An 18,542-nucleotide genomic window follows, 5' to 3' on the forward strand; every position below is an offset into this window, starting at 1 on the left:
CTGCCGAGGTCTACGCCCGCATCACCGACCGCAGGCGTGACCACCTGCACAAGCTCACCACTCGGCTCGTTCGTGAAAACCAAACGATCGTGATCGAGGACCTCACCGTCCGGAACATGGTGAAGAACCGGAGCCTGGCCCGCGCCATCAGCGACGCGGCCTGGTCGGAATTCCGGAGCATGCTGGAGTACAAGGCCCAGTGGTACGGCCGCGAGGTGATCGCGATCGACCGATGGTTCCCCTCCTCCAGGCTGTGCTCGACCTGCGGCACCTTGCAGGACAAGATGCCGCTGAACGTCCGCACCTGGACGTGCGACTGCGGGACGGCCCACGACCGGGACGTGAACGCGGCGAAGAACATCCTGGCCGTCGGGCTGACGGCGTCTGTCTGTGGAGCTGGTGTAAGACCTCAACGGAGTACTCCGGGCGGGCAGTCGGCGATGAAGCAGAAAACCCCACGGCGCGAGCCGTAGGAATCCCCCTCCTTCAGGAGGGGGAGGAAGTCAACGCACCGTAGGCATATGCCGGGGCATGGCGGCGGCCCCGGAAGGGAATACCCCTTCCAGGCCGGCTCCCGGCGCAGGGAGACGGCCCCGGGAGGGCCCCTTGCACACCACGGACGACCGTGCGGGCGGACGCACGCGAGGACGCGGAGGGCCGGCGCCCGGCCCGTGCACGGGCCGGAGCCCGGCCTCATCCCCCGCGACGCCGTCGCACCCCGACCTCTTCCGAGGGGGTAGGTCCATCCGTGGTGACCAGCACCAAGCGCCGGGAAGACCGGCGCACCTACGTCATCGACACCAGCGTCCTGCTCGCCGACCCGGCGGCCGTGACCCGCTTCGACGAGCACGAGGTCGTGCTCCCGGTGGTCGTGGTCACGGAGTTGGAGGCCAAGCGCCACCACCCGGAGCTGGGCTACTTCGCCCGCCAGGCCCTCAGACGGCTGGACGAGTACCGCGTACTGCACGGGCGGCTGGACGCCCCGATCCCGATCGGTGAGCTGGGCGGCACGCTCAGGGTCGAGCTCAACCACTCGGATCCGGCCGTGCTGCCCTCCACCATGCGCGGCGACCACGGCAGGCCGCTCGACAACGACTCGCGCATCCTGGCGGTGGCCAGGAACCTCCAGGCCGAGGGGTACGACGTCACGGTCGTCTCCAAGGACCTGCCGCTGCGCATCAAGGCGTCCTCCGTCGGCCTGCTGGCCGAGGAGTACCGGGCCGAACTGGCCGTCACCGAGTCCGGCTGGACGGGGATGACGGAGCTGACCCTGGCGGCCGAGGACGTGGACGAACTGTTCGCCGCGGAGAGCGTGTACGTGCCCGAGGCGGCCGAACTGCCGGTGCACACCGGCCTGGTCCTGCAGTCCGAGCGCGGCAGGGCCCTGGGCAGGGTCACGCCCGAGGGGCGGGTCGGGCTGGTGCGCGGGGACCGTGAGGCGTTCGGCATCCACGGGCGCAGCGCCGAGCAGCGCGTCGCGCTGGATCTGCTGCTCGATCCGGAGATCGGCATCGTCTCGATGGGCGGCCGGGCCGGCACCGGCAAGTCCGCGCTGGCGCTGTGCGCCGGGCTGGAGGCCGTGCTGGAGAGGCGGCAGCACAGCAAGGTGATGGTGTTCCGGCCGCTGTACGCGGTCGGCGGCCAGGACCTGGGCTATCTGCCGGGCACCGCCGACGAGAAGATGAACCCCTGGGCGCAGGCGGTCTTCGACACCCTCTCGGCGGTGACGACACGCGAGGTGATCGAGGAGATCACGGCCCGCGGCATGCTGGAGGTGCTGCCGCTCACGCACATCCGCGGCCGTTCCCTGCACGACGCCTTCGTGATCGTCGACGAGGCCCAGTCGCTGGAGCGGAACGTGCTGCTGACGGTCCTCTCGAGAATCGGGCAGGACTCACGGGTCGTCCTCACCCACGACGTCGCCCAGCGCGACAACCTGCGCGTGGGGCGGTACGACGGGGTGGCCGCGGTGGTCGAACGGCTCAAGGGCCACCCGCTCTTCGCGCACATCACCCTCACCCGGTCCGAGCGGTCGCCGATCGCGGCGCTGGTGACCGAAATGCTGGAGGACGGCCGGATCTGAGCCGGTTCGCGAACGGCCCCGTGCGGCGAAGCGCAGCAGCCTAGCCGTGCGGGGCTTTTCGCGCGCCCTTTCCTGCCAACCGGTCCGTGAAACGGAATGTGAGCTTTCCCACGTGTCACAGAATTGCATCCACGGTTCCGTCTCCGGCAGTGTGTGGGTCCTGTCAGGCCCCGCATACGGCACACGAACACCGTCCGCACCATCCGGCGCGGACCCACAAGTCAACAGCAGCGCGCCGTATGCCGCCCGAAGCACCACGCGGCCCCTCCCCTGCGGGGAAGGGTCCGGCCGGGCCAGCGCCTCCCGTGGCCAGTACGTGGGGAGGCCCGAGACAGGGGCACGATTGCGCCCGCGGGGTCACCTGAGCGGGCAGTGTGGAAGGAAACCGTGTGACTCGGATCTCGGTCCGGGGGTTCGCAGTGGCGTCCGCCACCGCGGTCACCACCGTCGGCGCCGTCGTCGGTGTGGCCTCGGGCAGTGAGCAGGGAACGGCCGAACCGGTCGAGGCCACTGCCGCTGACGCGACGCTCCTCGCCGACATACCCGCAGGCCAGCAGGCTCAGACAGCTTCCCTCACACAGCAGGCGGACAACGCCGTGGCCGCGGCCGACGCCGAGGCGAGGAAGGCCGCCGAGGAGGCGGCCCGCAAGCAGGCGGCCAAGGACGCACAGGCCAAGAGGGAGGCCGCCGAGAAGGCCGCCGAGGAGGCGAAGAAGCGGGAGGAGGCCAGGCAGCAGGCCGCCAGCCGTTCCGCGGAGCGCACCGACTTCGCGGTGCAGAGCTCCTACACCGTCGCCCAGGTCAAGGCGATGGCCCAGCAGATCGTGGGCGCCGGTCAGTTCCAGTGCTTCTCCAACATCGTCGAGCGCGAGAGCGGCTGGAACTACAAGGCCCAGAACCCGTCCTCCGGTGCGTACGGCCTCGTCCAGGCACTGCCCGGCTCCAAGATGGCCTCGGCCGGAGCCGACTGGCAGACCAACCCGGCCACCCAGATCAAGTGGGGCCTGAACTACATGAACGACCGCTACGGCAGCCCTTGCGGCGCCTGGGAGTTCTGGCAGGCCAACCACTGGTACTGAGCCGGTACCGAGGCCTTCGCGCCGAGCCGTCCCGGCTTCCGCCCCGAACCCCCCGCCCACCGGCGGGGGGTTTGGCATGTCTGCGAAGGAGCAACCCTTTACCCCGGTAGCGTCGTCCCCATATGGGACGGGTCGATGCGGCGGAAACGCCGGATCGGGGCGGAACCGGCCATACTGGGTCCGGTCGAACAGAACACCGGGGGCGAAGGAAGCGGCATGTCGAGACTTCAGAGTCTTAGGGCGGGGGTGTCGCGTGCCGCCAACCGGCTGTCCGAGCGGCTGGCACGCGCCGAGGAGAAGGACGGTCCCGACGGGCCGATGCCGCCCTCACCTCCCACCGGGCCGCCGCCGGGCGACCCGGCCCCCGCTCCTCTCCAGTCGCCCCCGGATCCGCCCCCGCCCGCGAGCATGGTGCCGTGGGGGGTGAGGGTGGCGGCCGAGGCCGGGTGGCGGCTGCTGGTCCTGGCCGGGGTCATCTACGTCCTGATGAAGGTGATCAGCGCCATCAGCCTGGTGGTCCTGGCCTTCACCATCGGTCTGCTGCTGACCGCGCTGCTCCAGCCGACGGCCGCCTGGCTGCGACGGCTGGGGATAAGCCGCGGACTGTCCGCCGCGATCACCTTCGTGGCGGGCGTGGCGATGCTGGGTCTGGTGGGCTGGTTCGTGGTCTGGCAGGTCCTGGAGAACCTCGACGACCTCACCCGGCAGGTCCAGGAGGGCATCGACGAGCTGAAGACCTGGCTGCTCAACAGCCCCTTCCACGTCACCGAGGCGCAGATCAACAACATCGCCGACAGCCTCAACGACTGGCTCGGCAGCAACAGCCAGGAGATCACCAGTGCGGGGCTCCAGGGCGTGACCGTGATCCTGGAGTTCTTCTCCGGCGCGGTGCTGGCGATGTTCGTGACGATCTTCCTGCTCTACGACGGCCGGAACGTGTGGAACTGGTCGCTCAACTTCGCGCCCCGGGCCGCCCGCGACGCCGTGGCGGGCGCCGGGCCCAGGGCGTGGATGACGCTCACCAGCTATGTGCGCGGCACGGTGCTGGTGGCCTTCATCGACGGTTTCTTCATCGGTGTCGGGCTGTACTTCCTGGACGTGCCGATGGCCGTGCCGCTGGCCGTGTTCATCTTCCTGTTCTCCTTCGTCCCCATCGTCGGTGCGGTGGTCTCCGGAGCGCTGGCGGTGGTCGTGGCGTTCGTGGCCAACGGTGTGGTCTCCGCGCTGCTCGTCCTGGCGGTCGTGCTGGCCGTGCAGCAACTGGAGGGGCATGTGCTCCAGCCGCTCATCCTGGGCCGGCTGGTGCGGGTGCACCCCCTGGGCGTGGTGCTGGCGGTGACCGGGGGCAGTCTGATCGCGGGCATCCCCGGCGCGGTGACGGCGGTGCCGCTGGTGGCGGTGCTCAAGTCCGTCGTCGTCTCCATGAAGTCCTACGCGGCGGCCCATGAGGTGCCGGCCGGAACGGCCGAACCGTCGTCCGTCGTGCCGCCGCCCGCCGTCGAGGCGCCCAGGTCGCCCAGGTCGCCCAAGTCGCCCGGGGACGAGCCGCCTCCGAAGCCGGGGGAGGGCGGGGAGCGGTAGACCGTCCCGAGCACGGGCTTTTTCCGTCCTTCCGTCCCGGGCCCCGCCGTACGGCGGGGCCCGGGCTTTTCGCACCCCACTCTTCCGCGAGGGTGAGGCACCACGATAAAGTGCTATCACTTTGCTAGAGAGTCGCTTCATGGAAACGGGGAACCGTCATGTCCGTCGAGACCGCGCAGTCCGCGCAGGCCGCCAGAGAACTTCCCGAGATGCCCGCCCCGCAGGTGCGCGAGAGGCCCGCGCACTCCGTCCCCGGCGGGCTCGCCCTGCTGCTGGGCCTGCTGGGACTGCTGGCCGGGGGCGGCGCCGTGGTGGGAGGTGCGCTGCTCGTCGAGGACGGCGCGCGCGGCATCGGGGCGACGCTGATCGTCGCCGGGGTGCTGCTGATGATCGGCTCGGTCTTCGCCATGGCCGGCCTCAACATGGTCGCGCCGGGGGAGGCCCGGGTCGTCCAGCTCTTCGGGCGCTACACCGGCACCATCCGCAAGGACGGCCTGCGCTGGGTGAACCCGCTGACCACCCGCAAGAAGGTCTCCACCCGGGTGCGCAACCACGAGACGGCGATCCTCAAGGTCAACGACGCCTACGGCAACCCGGTCGAGCTGGCGGCCGTCGTCGTCTGGCAGGTGGAGGACACCGCCCAGGCCACCTTCGAGGTGGACGACTTCGTGGAGTTCGTCTCCACTCAGACCGAGGCGGCCGTGCGGCACATAGCCATCGAGTATCCCTATGACGCCTACGACGAGGACGGCCTGTCGCTGCGCGGCAACGCCGAGGAGATCACCGAGAAGCTCGCCGTCGAACTGACCGCCCGGGTGCGGGCGGCGGGCGTGCGGATCGTCGAGTCGCGCTTCACGCATCTTGCGTACGCCCCCGAGATCGCCGCCGCGATGCTCCAGCGCCAGCAGGCGGGCGCGGTGGTCGCGGCGCGCCGGACCATCGTGGAGGGGGCCTGCGGCATGGTCGAGGACGCCGTGGAGCGGATCGCGTCCCAGGACTTCGTCGAACTGGACGAGGAGCGCAAGGCCGCCATGGTGAGCAATCTGCTGGTGGTGCTCTGCGGCGACCGCTCCCCGCAGCCGGTCCTCAACACGGGGTCGCTCTACCAGTGAGCACCCGGCCGGAGGGGCCGCCGGAGGGCGGCCCCGAGCAGGAGCGGCCGCGGCGGCCCCGGCGCGAACGCCGGCAGATGCTGCTGCGGCTGGACCCCGCCGTCCACGACGCACTCGCGAAGTGGGCGGCGGACGAGCTGCGCAGCACCAACGCCCAGGTCGACTACCTGCTGCGCAGGGCCCTGAACGAGGCGGGGCGCATGCCCGGCGAGGCCCGTCCCCATCCGCGCCGGGGCCGCCCGCCGCGCTCGGAGGAGTAGCCCGCAGCGCCTGTTCCTGTCCGTCCCGGCCTGCCCCGGTCCGCCCGTGCCGGACCCGCGGGTCCGGCACGGGCGGACCGGGGCGCGTGCACCGCTCGTATGCATAGTGTGTATGCACCGCGCGTATACATCGTGTGTATACACGTGGTGTACAGTCGTCGGCATGTCCATCGGCCACACTCTGCTGGGGCTTCTCGAAGCCGGGCCCCGCCACGGCTACGACCTCAAGCGCGCCTTCGACGAGCGCTTCGGCCACGACCGCCCGCTCCACTACGGGCAGGTCTACTCGACCATGTCCCGGCTGCTGAAGAACGGCCTGGTGGAGGTCGAGGGCGTCGAGCCCGGGGAAGGTCCCGAGCGCAAGCGCTACGCCATCACCGACGCCGGGGTCACCGACGTCGCCGGATGGCTCGGCCGGCCCGAGAAGCCCGAGCCGTACCTCCAGTCCACCCTCTACACCAAGGTCGTCCTCGCCCTGCTGACCGGGCGCGACGCGGGAGAGCTGCTGGACGTCCAGCGCTCCGAACACCTGCGCCTGATGCGGGAGCTGACGCGGCGCAAGAGAAACGGCGACCTGGCCGACCAGCTCATCTGCGACCACGCCCTGTTCCACCTCGAAGCCGATCTGCGCTGGCTGGAGCTGACCGCCGCGCGCCTGGACCAACTCGCCCGGGAGGTACGCGGATGACCACCGCCGACCCGCTGCTGAACGCCGCCGGACTGCGCAAGTCCTACGGCCCCACCCCCGCCCTGGACGGGGCGGACTTCTCCGTCCGCCCCGGCGAGGTCGTCGCGGTGATGGGCCCCTCCGGCTCCGGCAAGTCCACTCTGCTGCACTGCCTGGCCGGGATCATCCGGCCCGACTCCGGCACCGTCCACTACCGGGAGCGCGAGCTGTCGGCCATGTCCGACGCCGAGCGCAGCGCCCTGCGCCGCTCGGAGTTCGGCTTCATCTTCCAGTTCGGTCAGCTCGTGCCCGAGCTGACCTGCACCGAGAACGTCGCCCTGCCGCTGCGGCTGACCGGCATGGGCCGCAGGGAGGCCGAGAAGCGGGCCGCCGGGTGGCTGGAGCGGCTGGAGGTGGACGATGTGCGCCACCACCGCCCCGGACAGGTCTCCGGCGGCCAGGGGCAGCGGGTCGCCGTCGCCCGGGCCCTGGTCACCGGGCCGCGCGTGGTCTTCGCCGACGAGCCGACCGGCGCGCTGGACTCCCTCAACGGCGAGCGGGTGATGCAGCTGCTGACCGGCGCCGCCCACGACACCGGCGCGGCCGTCGTGCTGGTCACCCACGAGGCCCGGGTCGCCGCGTACTCCGACCGCGAGATCGTCGTCCGCGACGGCAGGGTGCGCGACATGGCGGGCGCCCTGTGAGCGCACTGGATTCCAGGGCGCCGCAGACACCCCCCGCCCCGGAGTCCGCTCCGGAGCCGGCTTCGCCCACCGGCCCGTCGGGGGCGGCCCGCTGGGCGGCCGACCTGGCGATGGGCGTCCGCTTCGCGCTCGCCGGAGGCCGCGAGAGCTGGGCGCGCACCGTGCTCACGGCCGTCGGCGTCGGCCTCGGTGTCGCCGTGCTGCTGGTCGCGGCCTCCGTGCCGAACATGCTGGGGGCCCGCGACGCACGCGGGGAGGCCCGGGAGACCTTCGGCTTCGAACAGGTCGAGCGCTCCGACCGCAGCGCCCTCTACACCTGGAGTGACACCGAGTTCCGCGGCGAGGGCGTCCGCGGTCGCTACATCGAGCCGGAAGGCGGCAATCCGCCGGTACCGCCGGGCGTGGAGCGGCTCCCCGGTCCCGGCGAGATGGTCGTCTCACCGGCGCTGGGTGAACTGCTCGCCTCCCCGGAGGGGGAGCTCCTCAGGGAGCGGCTCCCCCAGCGCATCACCGGCACCATCGGCGACGAGGGCCTGCTCGGTCCGAGGGAGCTCACCTTCCTGGCGGGCAGTGACACCCTCTCAGACTTCCCGGGCAGCGCGATGAGGATCGACCGGTTCGACGAGGTGGGCGAACCGGAGCCGCTGGACGCCGTACTGCTGCTGCTGGTGGTCGTCGTCTGCGTGGTGCTGTTGTTCCCGGTCTGGGTGTTCATCGCCACCTCGGTGCGCTTCGGCGGCGAACGCCGGGACCGCCGGCTGGCCGCACTGCGCCTGGTCGGCGCCGACAGCCGGATGGTTCGGCGCATCGCGGCCGGCGAATCGCTGGTCGGCGCGCTCCTCGGGCTGGCCGTCGGCGCCGCGCTCTTCCTGCCGGTGCGCGGGCTCATGGGACGGGCGGAGGTCTTCGACATCAGCGTCTTCCCCGCCGACGTACGGCCCAGCGCCCTGCTGGCCGCGCTGATCGTGGTGGTCGTCCCCGTCTCCGCCGTCGCCGTCGCCCTGTTCGCGCTGCGCGGGGTCGCCATCGAACCGCTCGGCGTCGTGCGCGACGCGGGCGTCCGCAGGCGCCGGCTGTGGTGGCGGCTGGTGCCGCCCGGGATCGGGCTGGTGCTGCTGCTGCCGCTGGTCGGCGGGGTCGACGCGGAGCGGGGGACGATCGACACCTACCGGATCGCCGCGGGCGTCGTCCTGCTGCTGGCCGGCGTCACGGCCGTGCTGCCCTGGCTGGTGGAGTGGGTCGTCAACCGGATGCGCGGCGGCCCCCTGGCCGTCCAGCTCGCCGTCCGCCGCCTCCAGCTCGACAGCGGTCCCGGGGCCCGGGCGGTCAGCGGCATCACCGTCGCGGTCGCCGGCGCCGTCGCCGTCCAGATGCTGTTCGGCGGGGTCGAGGACGACTACGTACGCCCCACCGGTCACGACACGTCCCGCGCCGACTTCCAGGTGATGCGGGACCTCCGGGACGGACCTCAGGCCCGGGAGCTGACCGAGCGGCTGGAGAAGACCCCCGGGGTGGAACGGGCACTGGGGACTGCGGTCCTGCACGTCCCGGAAGCCGGAGCGGCCCTCGACGTCGACGCCCCGTGGACGAGGGTCACCGTCGCCGAGTGCGCCACCCTGGAGCAACTGGCGCGGCTGCGTTCCTGCGAGCAGGGGGATGTCTTCGTCGTGCCCCCGGCCGAGGACGGGACGCAGGAGTCCGGCGCCCACCCCGGCGCCCGCCCCGGCGCCCGCCTCGACCTGAACAGCCCGGTCTACTCGCAGACGGAGGAGGCGTACGAACAGGCGGGCCGGCCGCGTCCCTGGTCCGTCCCGGCCGACGCCCCCGTGGTCGAGGCCCGGCCGGACGCCATGGGCCGGTACTCCGCGGGCGTCCTGGCCACCCCCGGGGCGCTCGACCTCACCCGGGCCACACATGTCCGCGCCGACATCTTCGTCAAGGCCGACCCCGCCGTGCCGGACGCGGCCGAGCACATCCGCAACGCGGTGGAGACCGGATCACCCCGGACCCAGGTCCTGAGGCTGAGCGAGACAGACCAGTCGAGCAGGTTCGCCGCCGTCCAGCGGGCGCTGTACGCGGGGGCGGCCGGGGTGATGCTCCTGATCGGCGCCAGCATGGTCGTCTCCACCCTGGAGCAGTTGCGCGAGCGCAGGAAGCTGCTGTCGGTGCTGGTCGCCTTCGGCACCCGGCGCTCCACTCTGGGCTGGTCGGTGCTGTGGCAGACCGCGCTGCCCGTGGCGCTCGGCCTGTTCCTGGCGGCCGCGGGCGGGATCGGGCTGGGCGCGGTGCTGCTGAAGCTGGTCTCCGTGCCGGTCGCCGTCCACTGGACGAGCCTGGGCGTCATGACGGGCATCGGCGCCGGGGTGGTGCTGCTGGTGACCGTCCTCAGTCTGCCGCCGCTGTGGCGGATGATGCGCCCGGACGGGCTGCGCACGGAGTGACCGCCCGCGCGCGGCACCGGGCGTGAGCCCGCCGCGCATAGCCGCGCACACCGCCCGTACGGCCCGGAGGAGGGCCGTACGGGCGGTGTGCGCGTGCACGCATCCGGCCGGCGGAGCGGAAGGCGGTACGGAGACGGGGTGTCAGCGGCGCAGGTCCCGCAGGCGCTTGCCGCGCTCCGCCTTCGCCTCGACCCCGCCGAAGACCGCCACGCCGCGCACCACGACCACCGGGGCGTCCGGATCCTCCGACTCCCCGGCCTCCACGTCGTAGCCGCCCATGATCCCGCTGCCCGAGCCGCGCAGGGTCACGTTCTCCGGCACCTTGATCTCGATGCCGCCGAAGACGGCCGTGGCGTTGACGACGAGTTCCCGCCGCTCGAAGAGCGCCTCGGTCAGGTCGATCTCGATCCCGCCGAACAGCGCGAAGGCGCTGGTCCTCGCGCCCACCCGTCGGCGTCCCTTGCGCGAGGCCCCGCCGAAGACCGCGATCACGCTGTCGCCGTCCCCGCCGGACGCCGGGCGGCTCGAGTGGGGAGCAGCCTCCCGCCCGGCCGGGAGGTCGCGCACCAGCGGCCGCAGCTCGCCCACCGTCCTGGCCCGGTACACCGCCTCGATCCGCTCGGCGTGCTCGTCGGTGTCCAGCCGCCCCTGAGCGAGCGCCTCGCGCAGGATCTCCGCCACCCGGTCGCGGTCGGCGTCGGAGGCGCGTACGTCCGCCGGGGACGCGGCCGAGGGCCGTGCCGCGGGCTGCTTGCGCAGGGAGGTCTTCTCGTCCACACCGCCACCCTAGCGAACGCGATACATCGCGACCAGTGCCGCGTCGGCCAGGGGTCGGTCAGGGGTCGGTCAGGGGTCGGTCAGGAGCCGGCCGGTCTCGGCCGGGAGCCCGGGCCGGGAGCCCGGCCCGGCGGCTGAGCCGCACCTCACACCACCGCCACCCGTTCGGGGGTCATACCCTGTGAGGCGCCACCGTCGAGAGGAAGAGACCGTCCATGCCTGCCGACCCCCGCCCGTCCCACGCGGCCTCCCGCCCGGCCTCCGAGGAGTTCGACTACACCGAGCTCCTCCCCCTGGGCGAGGACACCACCCCCTACCGCCTGGTCACCGCCGAGGGCGTCAGCACCTTCGAGGCGGGCGGACGCACCTTCCTGAAGGTCGAGCCGGAGGCCCTGCGCAAGCTCGCGGCCGAGGCGATGCACGACATCTCCCACTACCTGCGCCCGGCCCACCTGGCCCAGCTCCGCCGCATCCTGGACGACCCCGAGGCGTCCCCCAACGACCGCTTCGTGGCGCTGGACCTGCTGAAGAACGCCAACATCGCCGCCGCCGGCGTCCTGCCGATGTGCCAGGACACCGGCACCGCGATCGTGATGGGCAAGCGCGGCCAGAACGTGCTGACCGGGGGGGATGACGAGAAGGCCCTGTCCGGCGGCGTCTTCGACGCCTACGACCAGCTCAACCTGCGCTACTCCCAGATGGCCCCGCTGACCATGTGGGAGGAGAGGAACACCGGCACCAACCTCCCGGCCCAGATCGAGCTGTACGCCGCCGACGGCGACGCCTACAAGTTCCTTTTCATGGCCAAGGGCGGCGGCAGCGCCAACAAGTCCTTCCTCTACCAGGAGACCAAGGCCGTCCTGAACGAGGGCGCCATGATGCGCTTCCTGGAGGAGAAGATCCGCTCCCTGGGCACGGCCGCCTGTCCGCCGTACCACCTGGCGATCGTCGTCGGCGGCACCTCGGCCGAGTACGCGCTCAAGACCGCCAAGTACGCCTCCGCCCACTACCTGGACTCGCTGCCCACCGAGGGATCCCCGGCCGGCCACGGCTTCCGGGACCTTGAGCTGGAGGAGAAGGTCTTCGAGCTCACCCAGAAGCTGGGCATCGGCGCCCAGTTCGGCGGCAAGTACTTCTGCCACGATGTGCGCGTCGTCCGCCTGCCGCGCCACGGCGCCTCCTGCCCGGTGGCCATCGCCGTCTCCTGCTCCGCCGACCGCCAGGCGCTGGCGAAGATCACCGCCGAGGGCGTCTTCCTGGAGGAGCTGGAGAGGGACCCGGCGCGCTTCCTGCCCGACACCACCGACGCCGACCTCGACTCGGACGTGGTGCGCATCGACCTCAACCGGCCGATGGACGAGATCCGCGCCGAGCTGTCCAAGTACCCGGTCAAGACCCGGCTGTCCCTGAGCGGCCCGCTGGTCGTCGCCCGCGACATCGCCCACGCCAAGATCAAGGAGCGGCTGGACGCGGGCGAGGAGATGCCGGCCTACCTGCGCGACCACGCCGTGTACTACGCGGGCCCGGCCAAGACCCCGCAGGGCTACGCCTCGGGCTCCTTCGGCCCGACCACCGCCGGCCGCATGGACGCCTACGTCGAGCAGTTCCAGGCCGCGGGCGGCTCCTTCGTGATGCTGGCCAAGGGCAACCGCAGCAAGCAGGTCACCGACGCCTGCGCGCAGCACGGCGGCTTCTACCTCGGCTCCATCGGCGGCCCGGCCGCGCGCCTGGCCCAGGACTGCATCAGGAAGGTGGAGGTCCTGGAGTACGAGGAACTGGGCATGGAGGCGGTCTGGCGGATCGAGGTCGAGGACTTCCCCGCCTTCGTCGTCGTCGACGACAAGGGCAACGACTTCTTCACCGACCCGGGCCCGGCCCAGCCCTTCGTCACCTCCATCCCGGTGCGCTCCGCGGACTGACCGGCCTGGTCCGGTTAGATTCGTCCCCATGACCGGGACGAGCGACGACAAGCGGCAATACCGGATCGAGCACGACTCCATGGGCGAGGTGCGGGTGCCCGCCCACGCCAGGTGGCGGGCGCAGACGCAGCGCGCCGTGGAGAACTTCCCCCTGTCCGGCCGGCGCCTGGAACGCGCGCACATCCAGGCGCTGGCCCGGATCAAGGCCGCCGCGGCCCGGGTCAACGCCGAGTTCGGCGTCCTGGACGCGGGCCTGGCCCGGGCCGTCGAACAGGCCGCCGAGGAGGTCGCCGAGGGCCGCTGGGACGACCACTTCCCCGTGGACGTCTTCCAGACCGGCTCCGGCACCTCCTCCAACATGAACATGAACGAGGTGCTGGCCACGCTCGCGAGCGAGAGCCTGGGCGCGCCGGTGCACCCCAACGACCACGTCAACGCCAGCCAGTCCTCCAACGACGTCTTCCCCTCCTCCATCCACATCGCGGCCACCGCCGCCGTCACCGGCGACCTGATCCCCGCGCTGGAACACCTGGCACAGGCGCTGGAGCGCAAGGCCGGGGAGTTCGCCGAGGTCGTCAAGTCCGGCCGGACCCATCTGATGGACGCCACGCCCGTCACGCTCGGCCAGGAGTTCGGCGGCTACGCGGCGCAGGTGCGCTACGGGGTGGAGCGGCTGCGCGACTGCCTGCCGCGCCTGGCCGAGCTGCCGCTGGGCGGCACCGCGGTGGGCACCGGCATCAACACCCCGCCGGGCTTCCCGGCGGCCGTCATCGCCGAGATCGCCCGCGCCACCGGGCTGCCGCTGACCGAGGCCCGTGACCACTTCGAGGCCCAGGGCGCCCGGGACGCCCTGGTGGAGACCTCCGGGCAGCTGCGCACCGTCGCCGTGAGCCTGACCAAGATCTGCAACGATCTGCGCTGGATGTCCTCGGGCCCGCGCACCGGGCTGGCCGAGATCCGCCTGCCCGATCTCCAGCCCGGCTCCTCGATCATGCCCGGCAAGGTCAACCCGGTGGTCCCCGAGGCGGTCCTGATGGTCGCCGCGCAGGTCATGGGCAACGACGCCACGGTCGCGGTGGCCGGCGCGTCGGGCAACTTCGAGCTGAACGTCATGCTCCCCGTCATCGCCCGGAACCTGCTGGAGTCGGTCCGGCTGCTGGCGAACTCCTCCCGGCTGCTGGCCGACCGCACGGTCGACGGCATCGAGGCCGACGCCGAGCGGGCCCGCGAGTACGCCGAGTCCTCCCCGTCCGTGGTGACCCCGCTCAACCGCTACATCGGCTACGAGGAGGCCGCGAAGGTGGCCAAGCGGTCCCTGGCCGAGCGCAGGACCATCCGCGAGGTCGTCCTGGAGGCCGGTTACGTCGAGCGCGGCATGCTCACTCTGGAGCAGCTCGACCGGGCCCTGGACGTGCTGCGCATGACCCGTCCCTGACCCGTCCCGGGCCTGCCCGCGGCCCGCGCCGCGGGCCGCGGGCAGGCCCGGATCCTGGGCCCGGCCCCCGGAGCGGGCCTAAGATCCGTGCATGACGGCGGACACGGCGGATCACACACACGCGGCGGGCGGCACCCGCTGGAGGGTCGGCGAGCACATCCTGTGGCGGTACCGGGCCAACGGCGGCGACGCCCTGCACATCTGCCGTCCGGTGACCGTCGTCCGCGACACCCCCGAACTGCTCGCCGTGTGGATGGCGCCGGGGACCGCCTGCGTCAAGCCGGAACTCGCCGACGGCACGCCCGTGCACCGTGAGCCGCTTGCCACCCGCTACACCAAGCCGCGCCGGGCGGTGCGGTCGCGGTGGTTCGGCACCGGGGTCCTCAAGCTCGCGCGGGCCGGTGAGCCCTGGTCGGTGTGGCTGTTCTGGGACCGCGGCTGGCGGTTCAGGAACTGGTACGTCAATCTGGAGGAGCCCCTGCACCGCTGGGCGGGCGGAGTGGACTCCGAGGACCACTTCCTGGACATCACCGTCCACCCCGACCGAACCTGGCAGTGGCGGGACGAGGACGAGTTCGAGCAGGCGCAGCGCGTCGGCCTGATGGACGCCGCCCAGGCCGGGCGTGTACGGGCCGCCGGGCGGCGCGCGGTGGAGGTGGTGCGCGACTGGGGCAGTCCCTTCCGCGACGGATGGGAGGACTGGCGGCCCGATCCCGGCTGGCGGATTCCGCCGCTGCCGGGCGACTGGGACCGCGAACCCGCACGGATCGGTTGAAAGGGATGGTGGGGCGGCCGCGCGTCTCGCATGATGGCGGAGGACGTTCCGCATTCCCTTGCTGTGCCCCCGGGCGTCGAAAGTAGGATCACCCCCGGACTCGGCGGAAAGCCCATCACAGCCAACTACCTTTCCATACAAGGTATTTGGCGCACCGCCGCGAGAGGAGCCCCAGCGTGAGCGACACGGAAGGCCACCAGGTGTACACGGGCTACGACAGAGCGGCGATCGACCGCGCCGGACAGGCCGAGGCGTTCGACGCGATCGGCGACCGATACGACGACGTCTTCCCCCACAAGGAGGGGCAGCTGACCGCCGGCGCCTGGCTGGCGAAGGAGCTGCCCGCCGGCTCGCGGGTGCTCGACGTCGGCTGCGGCACCGGGGTCCCCACCGCCCGGCAGCTCGCCGACGCCGGCCACCGGGTCACCGGCATCGACATCTCGCCCGGCATGATCGAGCTGGGCCGGGCCAACGTCCCCGGCGCCGACTTCCGCCTGATGGACCTGGCCGACCTGGAGACCGCCGGTCTGGGACCCTTCGACGGCATCGCCGCCTTCTTCTCGCTGCTGATGCTGCCGCGCAAGGAGATCCCCGTCGCCCTGCGGATGCTGCACGGGCAGCTGCGCCCCGGCGGGCTGCTGGCGCTCGGCATGGTCGAGGCGGACGTGGACGACTTCGCCATCCCGTTCCTGGGCCACACGATCCGGGTATCCGGTTATCTGCGGGAGGAGCTGCGCCAGGTGGTGTCCGACGCGGGCTTCGAGATCGACGGGGAGGAGTCGTTCGCGTACGCGCCGGCCAGTACGGACGTCTCTCCCGAGATACAGGTCTTCCTCAACTGCCGACGCCCCTGAGTCCTCAAGCGCTGGGCCCGCCCGATGCACGGCGCGGCCCCGGACGGATGGAAACCCAACGCGTGACGGAGTATCCGACCCCCCGACAGTCCGCTGCCCGGCCGACGGGCGGCGGTGCTCGTACGGCCGCGCCCGCGCCGGAGAGAACGGCCGGGCGCGCCGACGCCGCGCACGCCGCGCTTCCCGATCCCCGGGACGAGCCGGGCGCGTCGGATCTGGCGGCCGCCGCCCCCAGGGACGCCCCCGTCCCGCCGGAGGTGCCCGCACCGGCCGCCGGGCGCCGCCCGCACACCGGCCACGCCCGGCCCGCGGGCGGCGACGAGCCGGCCGGCCGCAGCCGCCCCGCCGAGCCGGAGCCCGCCGATCTGGGCGCCGGGCCGGCGGCGGCCGGGCACCCCGGCACGGAGGAGCCGGACGAGCGGGCCGAGCGGGAGCGGCGCGGGGGCGACCGGCTGCGCTTCGTGGGAGCCGCCACCCGGCGGATCGCCCGCGGCGTCGACCTGGACGAGACGGTGCTCGGGCTGTGCCGGGCCAGTGTCCCGGCGTTCTCGGACGCGATCCTGGTCTATCTGCGCGATCCGCTGCCGGTGGGGGACGAGCGGCCCACCGGGCCCTTCCTGCTGCGGCTGCGCCGCACCGACCGGCTGCCCGACTACGCCGCCCCGGCGTCCGCCGACGCCGACCCCTCCGACACCGGGGAGTTCCCGCTGCCCCTGCTCAACACCGTGCCGGAGGGCGCGGCGAGCGGGACGCCGGAGCTGATCGAGGTGCGCGGTGGTGGTCCGCTGGCCGAGGTGCTGCGCGGGGTGCGCCCGGTCTTCGGCGACGCGCCCACCGTCCGCGAGGCACTGCCCGAGCTGCTCGGCCCCGCCCGCGAGATCCCGGCCGGGCGCCGGGCGATCCTCGCCCCGCTGCGGGGACGCCGCCGGGTCATCGGCGCGGCCGTGTTCCTGCGCCGCGCCGACCGGGCCGCCTTCGAGGGCGACGACCTGCTGGTGGCCGCGCAACTGGCCACGCACACCGCGCTGGGCGTGGACAAGGCGGTGCTCTACGGACGCGAGGCGTACATCGCCGACGAGCTCCAGCGCACCATGCTCCCCGACGAGCTGCCCCAGCCCACCGGGGTGACGCTGGCCAGCCGCTACCTCCCGGCGGCCGAGACCGCCCGGGTGGGCGGCGACTGGTACGACGCGATACCGCTGCCCGGCGGCCGGGTGGCCCTGGTCGTCGGGGACGTCATGGGCCACTCCATGACCTCCGCGGCGATCATGGGCCAGCTGCGCACCACCGCCCAGACCCTGGCCGGGCTCGACCTGCCGCCGCAGGAGGTGCTGCACCACCTCGACGAGCAGGCCCAGCGCCTGGGATCGGACCGGATGGCGACCTGCCTGTACGCCGTCTACGACCCCGTGGCCCACCGGATCGTGGTGGCCAACGCCGGGCACCCGCCGCCGGTGATGCTGCACCGCGACGGCCACGCCGAGGTGCTGCGCGTCCCGGCCGGGGCGCCCATCGGGGTGGGCGGCGTGGACTTCGAGGCGGTGGAGCTGGACGCCCCGGCCGGCGCCACCCTGCTGCTCTACACCGACGGCCTGGTGGAGTCCCGTCACCGGGACGTGTGGACCGGCATCGAGCAGCTGCGCGAGAAGCTGACCGACACCGCCGGGCTGACCCGCCCCGACACCCCGCCGCCGCTGGAGCCTCTGTGCGACGAGGTGCTGGACATCCTCGGCCCCGGCGACAGGGACGACGACATCGCGCTGCTGGCGGCCCGCTTCGACGGCATCCCGCCCAGCGACGTGGCCTACTGGTACCTCGATCCGCGCGCCCAGACCGCGCGGCAGGCCCGCCGCCTGGCGCGGCGGGCGCTGGAGCGCTGGGAGCTGCAGGAGCTGTCGGACTCCGTGGAGCTGCTGGTCAGCGAGGTGGTGACCAACGCCGTCCGCTACGCCGAGCGGCCCATCACGTTGCGGCTGCTGCGCACCGACACGCTGCGCTGCGAGGTCGGCGACGACGTGCCGCAGCTGCCCAGGCTGCGGCAGGCCAGGGCGACGGACGAGGGCGGCCGGGGTCTGTACCTGGTCAACCGGCTGGCCCGGCGCTGGGGCGCGACCCGGCTGAGCACCGGCAAGGTGGTCTGGTTCGAGCTGCCCATGCCGTAGCGCGGCCGCAAGGCGAACGGAACGGACCCCGCACCACTGGTGGTGGTGCGGGGTCCGGTCCGTTCATGCGGAGGATTCCCGGCGGCCCGTCAGGCCGCGGCGCTCCCTCAGGCCGTGGCGGCCCGTCAGACCGCCGCGGCCGCCGGGACGTCCGCCTGCGCTCCGGCCAGCGTGGCCTCGGCGTCCAGCACCGTGCCGACGGCCTGGACGACGGATGCGATCTTGAAGGCCTCCTGGACCGTCTCGCGGTCCACACCGGCCTTGCGGAGCACCTGCTCGTGGGAGTCCAGGCACTGTCCGCAGCCGTTGACCGCGGAGACGGCCAGCGACCACAGCTCGAAGTCGGTCCTGTCCACGCCCGGGTTGCCGATGACGTTCATCCGCAGGCCCGCGCGCAGGGTGCCGTACTCCGGGTCCGACAGCAGGTGCCGGGTGCGGTAGAAGACGTTGTTCATCGCCATGACGGCCGCGGCGGCCTTGGCGGCGGTGTACGCCTCGGGGGAGAGGTTGGCCTTCGCCTCCGGCTCCAGCTCGGTGAGCACCTTCGGCGAGCGCGAGGCGATCGCGCAGGCCAGCACCGTGCCCCACAGCTGCTGCTGGGGCAGGTCGGAGTTGCCTATCACGGAGCCGAGGTTGAGCTTGAGGTCCTTGGCGTAAGCCGGCAGGGCCGACTTCAGGTCGTCGAGAGCCATG

16 protein-coding genes are annotated in these 18,542 nt (G+C 72.6%); 14 read left to right on the forward strand and 2 right to left on the reverse strand.

The features are described from left to right. The 9 genes from CUT83_RS17800 to CUT83_RS17840 form a co-directional block, all read left to right on the forward strand. Positions 1–473 (forward strand): RNA-guided endonuclease TnpB family protein (locus CUT83_RS17800; RefSeq protein ID WP_143688532.1); only part of this gene is annotated, 473 nt, incomplete at its 5' end. 275 nt (positions 474–748) lie between these two features. Further along, positions 749–2,083: an RNA 5'-3' helicase PhoH2 gene (phoH2, locus tag CUT83_RS17805; protein ID WP_101256850.1), complete on the forward strand. Its 1,335-nt coding sequence runs from the start codon at positions 749–751 to the stop codon at positions 2,081–2,083. A 389-nt stretch (positions 2,084–2,472) separates the two neighbouring features. Continuing rightward, the gene (locus tag CUT83_RS17810; RefSeq protein ID WP_101256851.1) at positions 2,473–3,162 is read left to right on the forward strand and encodes an aggregation-promoting factor C-terminal-like domain-containing protein; all 690 of its coding nucleotides are present in this window, start codon (positions 2,473–2,475) and stop codon (positions 3,160–3,162) included. 216 nt (positions 3,163–3,378) lie between these two features. Continuing rightward, positions 3,379–4,743 carry an AI-2E family transporter gene (locus tag CUT83_RS17815; RefSeq protein WP_101256852.1) on the forward strand — a complete coding sequence of 455 codons (1,365 nt, stop codon included), beginning with the start codon at positions 3,379–3,381 and terminating at the stop codon, positions 4,741–4,743. 158 nt (positions 4,744–4,901) lie between these two features. Continuing rightward, a complete protein-coding gene (locus CUT83_RS17820) occupies positions 4,902–5,855 on the forward strand; it encodes an SPFH domain-containing protein (RefSeq protein ID WP_101256853.1) in 954 nt (317 codons plus the stop codon). Further along, positions 5,852–6,115 (forward strand): type II toxin-antitoxin system antitoxin, encoded by a 264-nt coding sequence (locus CUT83_RS17825; protein WP_101256854.1) that lies wholly within the window; start codon positions 5,852–5,854, stop codon positions 6,113–6,115. Before CUT83_RS17820 ends, CUT83_RS17825 begins: the two co-directional genes overlap by 4 nt. Before the next feature lie 163 nt (positions 6,116–6,278). Next, on the forward strand, positions 6,279–6,803 hold the full coding sequence (locus CUT83_RS17830; RefSeq protein WP_101256855.1) for a PadR family transcriptional regulator: 525 nt from the start codon (positions 6,279–6,281) through the stop codon (positions 6,801–6,803). Further along, positions 6,800–7,486, forward strand: coding sequence for an ABC transporter ATP-binding protein (locus CUT83_RS17835; RefSeq protein ID WP_101256856.1), 687 nt, complete (start codon positions 6,800–6,802; stop codon positions 7,484–7,486). Before CUT83_RS17830 ends, CUT83_RS17835 begins: the two co-directional genes overlap by 4 nt. Next, the gene (locus CUT83_RS17840; RefSeq protein WP_158239030.1) at positions 7,483–9,927 is read left to right on the forward strand and encodes an FtsX-like permease family protein; all 2,445 of its coding nucleotides are present in this window, start codon (positions 7,483–7,485) and stop codon (positions 9,925–9,927) included. The genes CUT83_RS17835 and CUT83_RS17840 overlap by 4 nt, the downstream gene beginning before the upstream one ends. A 141-nt stretch (positions 9,928–10,068) precedes the next feature. Here CUT83_RS17840 and CUT83_RS17845 read toward each other — a convergent pair whose 3' ends face one another. Continuing rightward, positions 10,069–10,704 carry a DUF1707 SHOCT-like domain-containing protein gene (locus CUT83_RS17845; protein ID WP_101256858.1) on the reverse strand — a complete coding sequence of 212 codons (636 nt, stop codon included), beginning with the start codon at positions 10,702–10,704 and terminating at the stop codon, positions 10,069–10,071. Positions 10,705–10,919: 215 nt separating this feature from the next. Between CUT83_RS17845 and CUT83_RS17850 the strand changes: the two genes are divergently transcribed. The 5 genes from CUT83_RS17850 (at position 10,920) to CUT83_RS17870 (ending at position 17,849) form a co-directional block, all read left to right on the forward strand. Beyond that, entirely contained in the window at positions 10,920–12,623 is a 1,704-nt protein-coding gene (locus CUT83_RS17850) for a fumarate hydratase (protein ID WP_101256859.1), read from the forward strand. Positions 12,624–12,651: 28 nt separating this feature from the next. After that, positions 12,652–14,058 (forward strand): class II fumarate hydratase, encoded by a 1,407-nt coding sequence (locus tag CUT83_RS17855; protein ID WP_101256860.1) that lies wholly within the window; start codon positions 12,652–12,654, stop codon positions 14,056–14,058. 91 nt (positions 14,059–14,149) lie between these two features. After that, positions 14,150–14,833: a cytidylyl-2-hydroxypropylphosphonate hydrolase gene (gene fomD / locus CUT83_RS17860; protein ID WP_101256861.1), complete on the forward strand. Its 684-nt coding sequence runs from the start codon at positions 14,150–14,152 to the stop codon at positions 14,831–14,833. A 176-nt stretch (positions 14,834–15,009) separates the two neighbouring features. After that, positions 15,010–15,687, forward strand: a complete 678-nt coding sequence (locus CUT83_RS17865) for a class I SAM-dependent methyltransferase (RefSeq protein ID WP_101256862.1) — start codon at positions 15,010–15,012, stop codon at positions 15,685–15,687. A gap of 47 nt (positions 15,688–15,734) precedes the next feature. After that, positions 15,735–17,849 (forward strand): SpoIIE family protein phosphatase, encoded by a 2,115-nt coding sequence (locus CUT83_RS17870; protein ID WP_101256863.1) that lies wholly within the window; start codon positions 15,735–15,737, stop codon positions 17,847–17,849. A gap of 125 nt (positions 17,850–17,974) precedes the next feature. Here the strand turns inward: CUT83_RS17870 and CUT83_RS17875 are convergent, their stop codons facing one another. After that, positions 17,975–18,541, reverse strand: coding sequence for an alkyl hydroperoxide reductase (locus CUT83_RS17875; RefSeq protein WP_101256864.1), 567 nt, complete (start codon positions 18,539–18,541; stop codon positions 17,975–17,977). Position 18,542: the final 1 nt, after the last annotated feature.

The sequence above is a fragment of the Streptomyces barkulensis genome (assembly GCF_002843305.1).
Taxonomy (GTDB): Bacteria; Actinomycetota; Actinomycetes; order Streptomycetales; family Streptomycetaceae; genus Streptomyces; species Streptomyces barkulensis.

What these genes read in the sequence shown, in the direction of transcription:
- CUT83_RS17815 (WP_101256852.1), top strand. Translation starts at nt 3,379, where the DNA reads ATGTCGAGACTTCAGAGTCTTAGGGCGGGGGTGTCGCGTGCCGCCAAC.
- CUT83_RS17820 (WP_101256853.1), top strand. Translation starts at nt 4,902, where the DNA reads ATGTCCGTCGAGACCGCGCAGTCCGCGCAGGCCGCCAGAGAACTTCCC.
- CUT83_RS17830 (WP_101256855.1), top strand. Translation starts at nt 6,279, where the DNA reads ATGTCCATCGGCCACACTCTGCTGGGGCTTCTCGAAGCCGGGCCCCGC.
- CUT83_RS17835 (WP_101256856.1), top strand. Translation starts at nt 6,800, where the DNA reads ATGACCACCGCCGACCCGCTGCTGAACGCCGCCGGACTGCGCAAGTCC.
- CUT83_RS17850 (WP_101256859.1), top strand. Translation starts at nt 10,920, where the DNA reads ATGCCTGCCGACCCCCGCCCGTCCCACGCGGCCTCCCGCCCGGCCTCC.
- CUT83_RS17855 (WP_101256860.1), top strand. Translation starts at nt 12,652, where the DNA reads ATGACCGGGACGAGCGACGACAAGCGGCAATACCGGATCGAGCACGAC.
- fomD (WP_101256861.1), top strand. Translation starts at nt 14,150, where the DNA reads ATGACGGCGGACACGGCGGATCACACACACGCGGCGGGCGGCACCCGC.
- CUT83_RS17870 (WP_101256863.1), top strand. Translation starts at nt 15,735, where the DNA reads ATGGAAACCCAACGCGTGACGGAGTATCCGACCCCCCGACAGTCCGCT.
- CUT83_RS17875 (WP_101256864.1), bottom strand. Translation starts at nt 18,541, where the DNA reads ATGGCTCTCGACGACCTGAAGTCGGCCCTGCCGGCTTACGCCAAGGAC.